Source organism: Paenibacillus sp. 2TAF8, from assembly GCF_052114825.1.
GTDB lineage: Bacteria > Bacillota > Bacilli > Paenibacillales > Paenibacillaceae > Paenibacillus.
The window spans coordinates 289,801-304,508 of record NZ_JBFRFN010000002.1; the positions used below are offsets into that span (position 1 = coordinate 289,801).

Sequence of the window (14,708 nt, forward strand, 5' to 3'; positions counted from 1 at the left end):
ACCCATGAAACTGTACATTGTTCTTTAAAAAGTATATCGAACCATCATTTCCCTTCTTATTCCTCCTCATCCAGCGGAAGCCTGATTTGAATGCGTGTCCCCTTGTTTTCCTCTGAATGAATAGAGAAAGAGAATCGCTCGCCGTAGCAAAGTTTCAATCGACTGTAAGCGTTTTTCATGCCGACATGCTCGCCCATATCCATGTTCTGATCCAGATACCGCAGCAATTCTTCCAGTCTAGCCGTAGACATGCCAATACCATTATCCTCCAGCTGAATATGAAGCCCCTGTCCCTGCAATGCAACGAGCAATCGAATAATACCTTTACCTGGTGTCGATTCAACACCGTGAATGCTGGCATTTTCCACAAATGGCAAGATAACCATCTTCGGAATCCGATACTTTAACACGGCAGGATCTGCTTCAATGTAATATTGAAGCTTTTCTCCAAAGCGATATTTCTGGATTTGCAAAAAGCTGTCAATCAGTTCTAGCTCTTCCTTCACGGTCACTTCATGCTGATTCCAGCTAATAGATTTGCGGAACATTTTCGCCATATGATGTACGATCTTGGCGGTCTCCTTCTCTCCTTTGATCAGGCTGCGCATCCGCACGGATTCAAGCGTGTTAAACAGAAAATGCGGATTAATCTGACTATGTAATGCATGAAGCTGTGCCTGTTGCTGTTTAAGCTCCAGATCTTTTTTCTGAATGTCCGCAAGGTAAACTTCATCAATCAGGTTCCGAATCGTCTCGGTCATCCGGTTAAATTCGGTTGTCAATTGACCAATCTCATCCCTTGCATCTTCGGGAGGGATTGTCTGAAAATTTTGAGTTTTTACTTTTTTCATATGCTTGAGAATACGTACCAGTCTGACGTGAAGGGATCGGGACATCGCTGCAATAATAATCGAAGGCAGCACAAAATTAATGCATGCCAGCCAGATAACAAAAGAGCGTGATTTACGAACCTCCTGCAATACGATCTCCTCATCCATAACGCCTTGCAGGGACCACCCTTCCAAATAGTTAATGCCAGAATAGACGCGATCAAATCGAATCGTTTTGTTGGGAAACTCGATCTCGCTGTACCTCTCTCCAATGGGGGTATCCTCAGACTTTGCATCATTCGAAAAACGAATGTGACCCCTAGGATCAACCAAATATACTTTCCCATCAAAGCCACTATTTCGGAATTGCTCTTTAAGCAGATCCATATTAAAGTCTATTTTGAGTAACTGTTCAATCCCTCGTGTGTCCAGATTATTTAAGCGCTGAACGAGACTTAACATCTGATCTGTTGCAATCAAGGTAGGATAAGGGACAACATTATCCTGTAATTGTTTGTACCAGGTTGAGCTACGAACCGTTTCATTTAGATGTTCAATGTAACCTGATGACAAAATCGTTGGGTTATCGGTATACACCTGGTACCATCGAATTCCTTGACTCAGTTGACCGGAAAACTCCCCTTTGAGATAGGAGTTATATGCCCTTATATACTCCGAGTTACTTTCAAACGAACGAGATAACGTGTCATTAAATACAGGATCAGCATAGAGCGAATAAGACAGACCTACCCCTTGGTCAATCGTTACACGCAATTCGTTTTTCAGGTTGTTTAACGCCATTCCGGCATCACGCGTTTTCTGGCTACGGATATTAGCTGTAGTTACTTGATAGAAAACGACATTGGTTACAACAATCGGAATGAACACCGATAACACGTACATTAGCAACAGTTTGTCCCGAAGCTTCATGTAATTCCATTTCCATCTGATCATTGAGCACCTCGTTGTCCTTCCTCTTTCAGAAGATTRCGGTAGGCTGTTGGAGTCATATGGACGATTTTCTCAAACTGTGTCACAAAATAATCCGCATTCTGAAATCCGATTCGAGCTGCCACCTCATACATTCGCAGATCCGTCTGGCGGAGCAGCTTCTGAGCCTCCTGAATACGGAGATTGAGCAGATATTCATTGAAATACTGATTGTAACTTTTACGAAAGAGCCTACCAAGGTAGACCGGATTCATATAAAACTGGGCCGCAATACTTTTGAGACTGATATTCTCCGTGTAATGGGAATCAATATATCGTTTGATCTTGTTGATATCTCCTTTGGACTGTTCCGCGCGCAGCTTCGCAATATATCCCTCAGCTTCCTCCAGTGCATTCAAGAAAGCTTCTTTCAAGAGGCGCAAATTCCACCCCTCCTGACCATCCTCGGCTAACAACTTGAGTTGGTGTAATCCCGCATCCGTACCTCCCATTTCATGCACGACTGCAAGTATACCTGTAATACAACGCAATAGAGAACCTGTAACAGCCTGAGGAGAGAACCGTCGGGAATGAAACATGTTGAACATATCGTCGACAATCGCATGACAAGCCTCGCGATTTCGCTCTTCCAGGCTTAGGATCAAGGGTTCGACCTCTTCCTGATTTACGTTGAATACGTATAACGCTCTATCCTTCACTTCTGAATAATGCACAACACTTCCGGGTTCTGCGAATTTATGCCTGGATGCTTCCTCTGCTTCGGCGTAGGATCGAGGTGCATCAGACATGTCATGGACTAATGTACCTGCATACAAGCCTACATCTGCGCCTAGCTGATCGCTCAACATATTTTGAATCCATTGGATCTTATCTACTACACGGTGATGTGGAGAAGTTTCATTTAATAGAGCGATCAATGCAAATCTACCTAACTGCTCCTCAATAACATAGAGCTTGAAGTGATCATCTGCCAACGAATGAAGGAGATCACTAACCTGATGAAGTGTCACTTTTCTATGCTCCGAGCCTGTCTGTAGTTCAAATAGCACAATAATCATTGAAGTCTGACGTTTGATTCCAAGCATTTCTGCATACCGTATTTCGTCTTCTTTCCGAATCTGGCCTTTGATCATATCTTTTAACATAATACGACTAGCTTGTCCTTCTTCCAAAAATACATGTTTCCGCTTATTCTGGATCAGTTTTGCCGCCTTTTGCAGCGTTGTGGTCATTTCTTCGTCATCAATTGGCTTGAGGATGTAATCCTGGACACCGTACCTTATCGCTTGTTGTGCATACTTGAAATCATGGTAACCGCTAATGATAATAAATATAGGCTCTAGTGTGGGTGACTTATCAATTTCACGGATTAACTCCAATCCATCGAGAATAGGCATTCGGATATCCGTAATAATGATATCGGGACGAAGGCATTCCGCTTTATTCAGCGCCTCCAACCCATTTTCTGCTTCTCCTGCAATCTCCATGCCGAGACTGCGCCAATCAATCAGTTCATGCATTCCTTTACGGATGTACATCTCATCGTCGACGAGCAATACTTTCAACATCTAAACTTCCCCTTTCCTTCATACTAAAAATGAATCACCTACCGCTAATCAACAAAAAAACGGTATGCTCTAATTATAGTTAGAAACCGTTTACATTTCTGCAGCAATTTGCACAATTGTTTTCATTCTATAGTTTGCGATTAGCAAATTCATTGCACGAATCGTCAAATTTATTGCGCGAAAGTATTGTCTGAAGCTCCATAATATAAAAAAAGCGAAACCGAACCAGGTCTAAACCCGGATGTTTCGCTTAAGAAAGATGGACTTTACATTATTCCCCTATTAATAAGGTGTAACAAAAAAAGAAATACATGGACAAGAACATTGTAGTCGCCTTGCGCTGTTCTTTCTTACTTACGTTCATCTTTCTAATCGAGAGGTTTCTTTCAAGTCTTTCCCTTTTAAATCAATTGAATCTTGTTTCCTCTGGAAATTCAGTTCCATATGTTGATCCAGATAAGAAACGCTAACTTTACTTGTCTCGCTTGCACGTATGCTGGCATGAAGCAGCTTCCCTTCGTTCCATTCCATATCCACTTCAAATCCACCGCGCGCTCGCAGTCCTCGAACTGAACCTTTGGGCCATGCCTTTGGCAGCGCAGGAAGTAAACGAACCTCACCGCCATGACTCTGAAGCAACATTTCGGCTATGCCCGCCGTACCTCCAAAGTTACCATCAATCTGAAACGGAGGGTGATCACAGAATAAATTAGGCAGTGTCGAGGAGCGAAGCAACTCCATAACGTTATCATGTGCCTGTTCAGCCTGCTCCAATCTGGCCCACATGTTCAGAATCCAAGCCCGGCTCCAGCCCGTGTGTCCCCCGCCATGTTGCAGTCTGCGATCCAGCGTGATCCGGGCGGCATTTGCCAATTCAGGAGTCGTTTTCGGAGTAATCTGTGATCCCGGATGGAGCGCAAACAAGTGTGATATGTGTCTGTGACCTGGTTCAAGTTCATCATAATCCTTGCTCCATTCTTGAATCTGTCCGTGTTTTCCCACAGCGATATCCGGAATGCGAGTTAATGCTTCTTGCAACTTTGATGCAAATTCCGAATCTTGTTGCAGAATGTGTGCACTTTCGATACACCGCGTGAACAGCTCCCGAATAATCTGGTTATCCATCGATGCCCCGTAACAAAGTGCACCTGACTCCCCATTATCCAGGATGTAGATATTCTCCGGCGAGGATGAAGGACAAATCGTGAGATTCCCCTCCGGGTCTTGCACAAGAAAATCCAGAATAAATAAGGCTGCCTCTCTCATCGTTTCGTACACTTTTCCCAAAAAGTCCTTGTCTCTGCTGTATTCATAATGATCCCACAGGTGAAGAGACAACCATGCGCCGCCCATCGTCCAGAAGGTCGACGTTAGACATACATCCTGCGGAGCAGGATCTGCCCATATATCTGAATTGTGATGTGCTACGAATCCTTTGCAACCATACATCTTGCTTGCAGTTTCCCTTCCACGCACCTGTAATCGCTCGATAAAATCAAATAACGGGATGTGACACTCCGGTAGATTACAGCTCTCCGCTGGCCAGTAGTTCATTTCTGTATTGATATTAATGGTGTATTTACTGTCCCATACCGGAAGCATGTCTTTGTTCCATATGCCCTGTAGATTGGCAGGTAACGAACCGGGCCGACTGCTAGAGATTAGCAAGTATCGTCCAAACTGAAAGTACAGACTGACTAGTTCAGGGTCATCTTGACCTGCTCTAAGACGCTCGAGTCGTTGATTCATCGGCAGACTCATATAACGGGTATCTGTGATTCCCCCCTCCAGATGCAAGTCCATACGTTTAAAAAGCGCCTGATAGTCGGTGATATGATCCTGAAGCAACTGTTCATATGTCTTGGCAGAGGCCGTATCTATTCTTCGTAAGCATTCCGCCTCCAGGTCTTCCTTGGCATAACGAAAATCGGTGCATGCTGCGATAAGCACGGTGGCTGAATCAGCATTTAACAGAGATAGTTGACCACTCGAATACTGAATCTCTCCTTGTTCATGCATGACTCGAATCGCACAGCAGAAACGGATTCCCCCTTCTCCCCCGCTTCTTCCCCGGATGATCATATCGCCATTCCTGCGTTGTTCGATTCGATCAATCAAAGATTGGAATCCGACCGGATGTCTTAGCGGCCCCGATAACGGCGACCATTGTAACACGGAACCTCTGCCAAACAGCGCTGTGAATGATAATTCGCCTGGCACGCTACTAGAGAGACGGACTGCTATGACCTGATCAGGATAACTCGAAAAATATTCTCGTTTGTATTTTGTTTTGCCTGATGTATACTGAACGCCAACAATTCCTTGTTCCAAATCAAGATATCTCTCGTACTCCGTTGCTTCCTCGTCTCCATGATGCATGGCCACATAGAGATCACCAAGCGGCTCGTAATGCCGTTGTCCATCTGGCACTCCAACGAATGAAGTTAGTGCAAGCTCTTCTGCCTGCCGAATATGTCCACGAAACAGAAGTTCCCTTATGTTACCCAGTGATTCAAGTGCTTGCGGATTGTTCCGTTCCATCGGTCCGCCGTACCAAAGGCTATCTTCATTTAACTGCACTCTCTCTAGATGTGTTCTTCCAAATACCATACCACCGAGGGTTCCGTTTCCGATGGGCAAGGCTTCTTCCCACCGCTCCGCAGCATGATCAAACCACAATTGTTTTGAATTCATCATTATACCTCCACTAGAGATGCCAAAGTTCACTGCTGCCCAGCAACATGACAAACAGGACTCAATATGACCCGAAGTGCAGACCACATCATCAGTTTACTTTGTTTACCCAGCTACGTTGAATGAAGAAAACTAACCTAAACCTTCACAATGCTAACCTGTTTGGAGGCATGATCATATCTAATCATTCGCTGGAGGTGACTTGATCCCAGTAGTCACCAACGAGACCTTCGATGATGGAGCCGCTGGCCCACGGCATCAGACAGAACCAAGTGCTTGCCGGCGTACCATCGGCATAAGTCTCCGTAACGAGTCCTTGCGAGTGACAAAAGCGCTCGGACATCCATCCTTTTTTGCCATAACCATATTCACCATCAACACGATTATAGGTTTGACAGCCCCAAGCGACCGTATCATCCATACGCTGACGGATATAGTCATCCTCACGATGCTGAAGATAATATAAAAGCTCATCAACGAGATTGCTCGACATGGGATGAATGTGCGGATTAGCTACCGAAGTGACGCTTCCGCCCGAACTTGACCAGTTCAATGTACTCAGCGGCGGAATCTGCACTGGCGAGTTATAACAAAATTTAAAACTGAACTCGTAACTGATGGCGTCTCTCATATGATGGAGGAACTTCTCCTCACCGGAGAGTGCATGCAGGAAACGGAGAGCTTTGATATATGCCAGAATGCCTTCCGAATCTACTGCTTTGTCCGCATCAAGCGGAGCACCGTAACATTCCATCTGTTTCACATAGGCATTGTAATAATGTGTTTCACTGCGTCTCATTTCCTCCAAATCGGATAAATCATTGGTCAACCAGCTGTAATAAGCTTTCGCAGCGAGGCACCACGCCCCGCTAAAAGCGTCATACTCCAGGCCTGCACCCGTGCGCTCAGACAAGATCGTTGGATATTCGCCATCCGCATTTTTGCTCCGTTCCAGGCGTTTCAGTACTTGCTTCACATAAGCGAGCCAGTCATCATGTCTAATCTGCCTTATGCGGTATTCATAGTCGTAACATTTCAGGATATAATACATGGCTTGTGCAACGAGATAGGATGAGTGCCCTGGTGTACGCATACCGTCAAACCACCAGCCTTTAATGCTCCAATTCCCATCCTCATAAGCATCATACGGAAGTCCTGACTCCGAATTCATCGCATTTTCGATAATGTTGGTGATACAGGACAAAGCCTGCTGACGCATGGGTTCATCGTTCTGACGCAATGCTGCAATCAGCATGGGGGTTGCAATGGTCATGCCGTTGGTCCAACTGATCGAGATAATTTTGTTATATCGATACCCCCCGCTCTCTGCGTCTTCATACACAAAAGTAGAATAGTGACGGTCATCTGGAAGCCAGGCGTAGTCTCGAACAGCAGCGGACATGTCGGATACGGCTGTGCGGATGTCGCTTCCTTGTCTCGGGTGTTCATGATACTTTTGGTAGACATGCTCTAATACAGGATTAATACCCAAGGGCGAAGAGGATTCATAATCATATAGTTCAAGGGTGAACGTTACCGATTCTCCTGCTTCCAACACGAAGACGCTCTCTGCCAAGGCTGAGCGCTCATGCACAAGCCTTGATTTGATAAACATCAACGGTGCATTCTCATACCCTAAGGTGTAACCAACGGTGCCTTTCTCGATCGAACATGTGAAACCTCCATATTGTAGAAAAGTACCTGTTTGACCCGGATACCATGGCTGCTTCTGTCCACTATGCTTGCTTTCCACCCAATATGGGCTTGCGCTTAGCCCGACAATTCGGCCCGAATCATATACAAGTGCAGCCGGATGCGATAAACGATCACTTCGAACCATCCACCAAGGGGATGAAGGACGGGATGGTTTTCCGTCACGAATTCTTGGAAATTCGTTAGGTACATTTTGGGGTACTTCTCCCCGATTACGACCATACATAAAGGCAGGCAGAAAAAATCTGGGTTGCTGTTTGTCAAAAGCAAGCTCTAAATGAATCACTCCACTCCACCGTTGACTGTCTTCATTCTTAATGGTAATCTGTGCCTGCTTTGGATCATCTGCACTGCCCGTCCCGGCAGTCATATTTACGTCAGCCCGAAGATTATGCGTGCTCATACCAGTATAGGCTGTTCCTTCCTGCCATCTACTGCGTGCGGTAAAGATCAGTTCCATAAAACCCTCTCTTTCTGTTTTCCCTGTCACTTCAGAAAACGCTTGCAAATTTTAAACCAAGATGCTAGGATGGTACCATTTTATAGGTTCAGGTTCGCAATTTCATTGCTTAGATCGTGATATTTATTGCGCCAAACGATTAGGAGGCTTTCATGATATGAATGAATCGCTGGAGTACCTGTATGACCCCATTCAGATGGATCTGCTGTATCTGCATCGTGTCACGACCTACAATATGGGCACATTCTATCATCGTCATAATGGGTATGAGTTGTACATTTTTCTTCGTGGCAATGTGAATTTCTATATCGAGAATCGATGTTACCATCTGGAGCGAGGTGATCTTATTGTTTTAAGTCCAGAGGAAATGCACCGGTCCTTTGCACTCGACAAGAATGAATATGAACGGATCACAATTAATCTGCAAAAATCATATCTTAATCGATTATCCACATCATCTACCAACCTCTCTGCCTGTTTTGAACATCGGCCTAAAGGTAAGGGGAATATCATTCATTTGAATGAAGAGGAGTTAGAACAGTTTCTCAATCTTGCAACCCAAGTGGAGCAAATGTTGCTAATCTCAGACTACGGTGCGGATATTATGAGAAATATGCTGATCGCCCGACTGCTTCTCATGACCAATCTGGCTTTTAAACATACGGATTTTGTGCCCACCGACATTATGCCTGAACTGGTTCGTAATACGATGGACTATATCGAAACGAATCTGACCGAATCTCTAACACTTCAGCACTTATCAGAGAAACTATTTACCAACAGCAGTTATATCAGCCGTCAATTCAAAATACACACCGGACTTACAATTCGAAACCATATTCTTACTCGCCGGATTGAGCTCGCCAAAAGTTGCCTAACTGAAGGCATGAGTATTACCGAGGCTTGTTATCAGTCTGGATTCGGCGATTATGCCAATTTTATTCGTACCTTTACCAAGCTGGTCGGAACATCGCCCGGCAAGTTTGCACGTAACCCTTTAGATCCAGAACTTCAATGATAGTTATATAGTGAACATAAGTGTAGATTGAGCATAGTATCCAAGATTGGAGGAAAGAGATGGATATTATAAAAGGTACTTATGGTTTTCGATTTGCCGAAGATCGTGAACTTGACCTATGCAAGCTTTATGCAACGGGAACCGATATCATTACTGAGCCATCCTATTACTGGGATGGACTGGATCGAACGGATGGTCCTCTTCTATTATTTCAGTACACCCTTGCTGGAGAAGGTATTTATGAAAGTAAAGACCGTACATACCGTGTGACCTCCGGACAGGCTTTTCTTGCTGAGATCCCGAGCGCGCATCGATATTATTATCATCCTGAGTGTGCTGAGCCATGGCATTTCATCTTCCTACTCTTCCGTCCTGATCTTATTCAAGCTCATTGGCAGAAGTTTGTGCGAGAAGCAGGTGAGGTTGCTTCTCTCCCCATGGATTCGACTCCCATCCGTCTGCTGCGAATGATTGTAACGGATGCTGCGGCTGGGCGGATAACGGACCCTTTGATTGCCTCATCCAGTGTGTATCAGTTCATGACAGAGCTTGTTCGCTTACAGACGACTGCACGTCATAATCGAGAGAACTGGCCGGAACATATTCAGCAGGCTACGAAGTATATCGAGACCGATTACGCCAGTATGATCAGCGTGGATCAGCTTGCAGAACGTGTTGCTCTATCTAAATATCACTTTATTCGTAGATTCTCGGCCAGCACAGGTCTCACTCCAGGTGCCTATCTCACCCGTGTTCGAATCGAGAAAGCGATGGAATTCCTTCGGGGCACGACACTAAGCATTGAACAGATCGCAGTACAAGTGGGATACTCCAGTGGAAGTTATTTTATCAAAGCTTTTCGAGGATTAACTGGACTCACACCAGGGGAATTTCGAAGCGGTGGCGAGAGTCTGGTATATCGGAAATTATTTTTCGACTAACCGCAATATATTGCTATTGAAGACTTAACATTACTGTAGATTATTGTATTTCTGTTCATTATGATAAATGTGATTAGAGCAATAATTTAAATTACGTTCAGGTAAAGGAGCCTTTCAATGGATCATACTCATGTTGCACCAACACCTCCTCTTGGCTGGAACAGCTGGGACTGCTACGGCGCTGCTGTCACTGAAAAGGAAATTCGTGGCAATGCGGAGTACATGGCTACACATCTGAAAGAATATGGCTGGAGCTACATTACCGTTGATATTCAATGGTATGAACCTCTGGCAAACTCATCACAATACCGCCCGTTCGCTCCACTGATTATGGATGAGTACTCACGTCTGATGCCTGCAGAAAATCGCTTTCCTTCTGCTGCAGAAGGTCAGGGATTCAAACCACTTGCTGATTATGTTCACAGTTTGGGACTAAAATTCGGCATTCATATTATGCGCGGAATTCCAAGGCAAGCTGTTCATGCGAATACAGTTCTATTGGGGACCAACTCTACCGCCCGTGAGATCGCTCATACCAACTCCATCTGTCCTTGGAACACAGATATGTATGGCGTAGATTACAACAAAGAAGGCGCACAAGCCTATTATGATTCGCTATTTGAATTGTATGCTTCATGGGGTGTTGATCTGGTCAAAGTGGATGATATCGCTGCCTCGAGATTATATGACACACATCAGCCTGAGATTGAAATGATTTCGAAGGCGATCAAACGTGCCGGACGTCCCATGGTATTAAGTCTTTCTCCCGGTCCTGCCCCCGTGGAATACGCTGATTTTTTTGCGGAACAGGCTAACATGTGGCGGGTGACCGATGATTTCTGGGATCAATGGCCACTTTTGCTAGATATGTTCGACCGCTGTCGTAAGTGGCAGGGCCTTCCTAAGGAGGGATGTTGGCCGGATTGTGATATGTTGCCTCTGGGGCACATTGGTATTCGCTCTGTGGATGGGGGTGGAGCCGATCGATGGACAAGATTCACTAAGGACGAGCAATTGACAATGATGTCCCTGTGGAGTATCTTCCGTTCTCCTCTCATCTTTGGTGGCGAGTTACGGGATAACGATGACTGGACACTGTCCTTGCTGACGAACCGTGAGGTTCTGCGTATGCATCGTGAGAGCCATAGTGCAAGAGAAGTGTTACGTCAAGGCGATCTGATCGTATGGACCGCAGCTCATGTGGATGGCTCCACTTATATCGCTGTGTTTAATGTTGGTGAGCAGCAAGTGCTCCCGGTGGAACTTCATCTCATTACAGTTGGTTTATCTCCTTCCGTTGCAAGCCAGGGAATTGAATTATGGAGTGGCGATGTGACAGAAGTTAACGGAGATATAATACAAACCAATGTGCCTTCGCATGGTGTGCGCCTGTACCGTTTTACGTGAACCATTTCTCCTGAAACATTCCACTAAGAAGAGGCCTGTCGTTGAGGACAGACCTCTTCTTTTCAATTTTTTAAAAATCAACGGATAAGTAACCGTTTGGCTTGAGTAAACACGTTCAGCTTTTATCAGAACAATGCAGATGATTCATTCATTTCTCCTTGAGACTAACCTCCCTCCATTACCTTTTGAATCAATCTTTGTCAAGTACCTCAACACATTTCTGTTCCATCGCCTGCACAGCAAGTTGGAAAGCTCGAATTCTTCTCTCGAGCAAGGTATATTGAGGTGTTCCCGTTGCAGACTTCCCCATCATTCGTTCAATTGAAGGAAGGAGATTTAGTATAACTTGACGTGCCTCGGATATTTCCAAGCTGTCGTAATGTTGATCTTCTTTCCCATTCCATGTATGTTCCAGTATATCTAAACTGACGATAAACGCATGAAGCCGTTTCTCTATAACAGATGTGTTTGCTCCCTTCTCCACCATATTCTGCAGTGCATTTTTCGACTTGCGGATCACTGACTGAAAGGCTTTGATCGATTGTCTTTGTACAATCTCAGATAGGGATTCGGTCATAGATTAATACTCCTTTTCAGTGGTTTTTTCAAGGGTGTTATAAGGTTGTTAGATACAAATATTTACTGTTTTCAGGAATTCTATTATAGTCTTATATGCAATCAATGACAAAACAAAAAAGCCGCTTTCGCGACTTCTTTGTTCATCAACAATTTATATGAGATTAGAGCACCTTTTCCAAAAAGCTGATCGTCCGTTCATGCTGCGGTTTGCCAAAAATCTGTTCAGGATTACCTTCCTCAACAATATATCCGCCATCCATAAAAATCACCCGATCCGCAACTTCGCGGGCAAAGCCCATCTCATGCGTAACAATGATCATCGTCATACCTTCGCGCGCGAGGTCCTTCATCACACCAAGCACCTCTCCAACCATTTCCGGGTCAAGTGCCGAAGTAGGTTCATCGAATAACATGACGTCAGGATTCATCGCTAACGCACGTGCGATAGCTACACGCTGCTTCTGTCCACCGGAGAGCTGGCTTGGGAAACTGTCTGCTTTATCTGCCAGACCGACACGGTCAAGCAAGCGAAGAGCCGTGTCCCGTGCCTGTGCTTTATTTAATTTGCCAAGTTCCATTGGCGCGAACATTATATTTTTGAGCACACTGAAGTGTGGAAACAGATTAAAATGCTGGAATACCATGCCGATGTTTTCACGGGCTTTATTGATATCGATATCTTTGCTGTTTAAGTCCTGATCATCGACAATAACACGGCCCGCAGTGATATCCTCCAAACAGTTAATACAACGCAGAAATGTACTTTTCCCCGAACCGGAAGGGCCGATCACACATACAACCTCTCCTTCGTTCACAGTAACATCTATTCCTTTCAACACCTGATTGGAACCAAAACTTTTCTTCAGACCTTCTATTCTAATTTTACCCACGACGGATTTTCACCTCCAGATAATCGGCAATTTTAGTCAGTATAACAATAACGATCAAGTACATTATCGCAACCGTTAACCAAATGTCAAACGAGGCCAAGGATCTGGCAATAATGATTTTACCCGACTGTGTAAGCTCAACCAGCCCGATAACGGACAAGATGGACGTATCCTTCAACGTAATAACCATCTGGTTGATAAATGATGGAATCATCACACGGATCGCCTGAGGAATGACAATTTTCATCATCGCTTTGCGATACGGAAGTCCGAGTGAACGAGCCGCCTCCATCTGCCCGCGATCAATCGATTGAATACCCCCACGAATAATCTCGGTAACATATGCTCCGGCATTTAAGCTCAGCGTCAGAATCGCTGCAAGGAACAGCGGCATCGTAAAGCCAAATGCCTGAGGAATACCAAAGTAAATGAAGAACGCGAGTACAAGCAACGGAATACCGCGGAAAATATCAACGAATACGGTGGCAATGCCGCGCAAAACTCTGTTACGCCCTACTTTCATAAAGGCGAAGATCAAACCAATAATAAACGCGAAGAACAGAGACATGATTGTGTATAAAAGAGTTTTACCCAAACCCTTTAGCAGGGCCGGAAGAGACTTGACCACAAGCTCCATTCGTCCTAGGCTTGCAACAGTCTCCGCATTGTCACCTATATATTTATCTACAATACGCTTGTATTCTCCGCTTTCCTTGATGTTTGCAAGGCCTGCATTAAACTTCTGCAGCAGCTCCTGGTTTTTACCTTTACTTACAGCAAAGCCGTAAGGGGCACCTTTTTCTGGTTCAGTTACAACTTTCAGTCCGTTGTTCTGATTCTCCCCATATTTCAACACAGGATAATCATCGAAACATGCTGCCGAATTTCCCGTTTTCACATCTTCATACATTAGCGCCGAATCATCAAAAGGTACAATGGTAAAGCCATACTTTGATGCGTTCGCTTCAGCAAAACGGTACCCCTCCGTCCCCGTTTTTACTGCCACCTTTTTACCACGGAGATCTTCATAGCTTTTTATTGTATCATTGCTCGCTTTAATGCCCATAACAACGCCTGATTCAAAATACATATCAGAAAAATCAAATTGGGTTTTACGTTCATCCGTAATACTCATACCTGCAATGACACCATCTACCTGATTGGATTCCAGTGCCTGCACGGCTGCGTTAAAACCTAAGGCTTTGATCTCATATTTGAAATTCTGGTCCTTCGCAATCGCTGCAAGGATATCCATGTCAATGCCGACAAGTTCTCCGTTTATATCCTCATATTCAAACGGTGCGAAGGTAATGTCGGTACCGATCACATAAGTTTTGCCGGAATCCGATTGTGCCTGCACACTTCCCATCCAACCTGTAAAGCCGGACACCAGAAGCAGCACCATGGTAAGTATAAGTAATGTAATCCTGTTATTCTTCATATGTCCTCCTCGTCTTGACGTCATGCCATACGTATGTCCCGAATCATGCTAGGGTTATTATTCTCAGCTCTTGACCAATCAATGCTCTTTCTACCCACCTTCATTTTTGTTTCCATGGCATTTCTACAATGAACTTGTAAAAGTCCTCTTATACTTACCCTGGAGGTCAGGTTAGCGAAACCTAAACTTTAAATTTGAAACATTAAACGCAAAAAA

The 14,708-nt window shown here is 44.7% G+C and carries 10 protein-coding genes; 3 read left to right on the top strand and 7 right to left on the bottom strand.

Annotated elements, in window-relative coordinates; genetic code table 11:
* Nucleotides 1-56: 56 nt before the first annotated feature.
* The 4 genes from AB4Z30_RS03380 to AB4Z30_RS03395 form a co-directional block, all read right to left on the bottom strand.
* Nucleotides 57-1,784: a sensor histidine kinase gene (locus AB4Z30_RS03380; protein ID WP_441923288.1), complete on the bottom strand. Its 1,728-nt coding sequence runs from the start codon at nt 1,782-1,784 to the stop codon at nt 57-59.
* Nucleotides 1,781-3,349: a response regulator gene (locus AB4Z30_RS03385; RefSeq protein ID WP_441923290.1), complete on the bottom strand. Its 1,569-nt coding sequence runs from the start codon at nt 3,347-3,349 to the stop codon at nt 1,781-1,783. The genes AB4Z30_RS03380 and AB4Z30_RS03385 overlap by 4 nt, the downstream gene beginning before the upstream one ends.
* A 360-nt stretch (nt 3,350-3,709) precedes the next feature.
* Nucleotides 3,710-6,046, bottom strand: a complete 2,337-nt coding sequence (locus tag AB4Z30_RS03390; RefSeq protein ID WP_441923292.1) for a glycoside hydrolase family 95 protein — start codon at nt 6,044-6,046, stop codon at nt 3,710-3,712.
* Between the two features lie 181 nt (nt 6,047-6,227).
* Nucleotides 6,228-8,216, bottom strand: a complete 1,989-nt coding sequence (locus tag AB4Z30_RS03395; protein WP_441923294.1) for a hypothetical protein — start codon at nt 8,214-8,216, stop codon at nt 6,228-6,230.
* A 157-nt stretch (nt 8,217-8,373) separates the two neighbouring features.
* Here AB4Z30_RS03395 and AB4Z30_RS03400 point away from each other — a divergent pair, with 157 nt between their 5' ends.
* From AB4Z30_RS03400 to AB4Z30_RS03410, 3 genes are all read left to right on the top strand, one after another.
* Nucleotides 8,374-9,234, top strand: a complete 861-nt coding sequence (locus tag AB4Z30_RS03400; protein ID WP_441923296.1) for a helix-turn-helix domain-containing protein — start codon at nt 8,374-8,376, stop codon at nt 9,232-9,234.
* 59 nt (nt 9,235-9,293) lie between these two features.
* Nucleotides 9,294-10,175: a helix-turn-helix domain-containing protein gene (locus AB4Z30_RS03405; RefSeq protein WP_441923298.1), complete on the top strand. Its 882-nt coding sequence runs from the start codon at nt 9,294-9,296 to the stop codon at nt 10,173-10,175.
* Nucleotides 10,176-10,292: 117 nt separating this feature from the next.
* On the top strand, nt 10,293-11,582 hold the full coding sequence (locus AB4Z30_RS03410) for a glycoside hydrolase family 27 protein (protein ID WP_441923300.1): 1,290 nt from the start codon (nt 10,293-10,295) through the stop codon (nt 11,580-11,582).
* A 190-nt stretch (nt 11,583-11,772) separates the two neighbouring features.
* On the opposite strand, the gene AB4Z30_RS03415 is transcribed toward AB4Z30_RS03410, so the two are convergent.
* The 3 genes from AB4Z30_RS03415 to AB4Z30_RS03425 all read right to left on the bottom strand — a co-directional run bounded on the left by AB4Z30_RS03415 (nt 11,773) and on the right by AB4Z30_RS03425 (nt 14,492).
* Complete coding sequence (locus AB4Z30_RS03415; protein ID WP_441923302.1) at nt 11,773-12,159, bottom strand: hypothetical protein; 387 nt, start codon at nt 12,157-12,159, stop codon at nt 11,773-11,775.
* Nucleotides 12,160-12,322: 163 nt separating this feature from the next.
* Nucleotides 12,323-13,051 (bottom strand): amino acid ABC transporter ATP-binding protein, encoded by a 729-nt coding sequence (locus AB4Z30_RS03420; protein WP_441923304.1) that lies wholly within the window; start codon nt 13,049-13,051, stop codon nt 12,323-12,325.
* On the bottom strand, nt 13,044-14,492 hold the full coding sequence (locus AB4Z30_RS03425; protein WP_441923306.1) for an amino acid ABC transporter substrate-binding protein/permease: 1,449 nt from the start codon (nt 14,490-14,492) through the stop codon (nt 13,044-13,046). Before AB4Z30_RS03425 ends, AB4Z30_RS03420 begins: the two co-directional genes overlap by 8 nt.
* Nucleotides 14,493-14,708 lie beyond the last annotated feature (216 nt).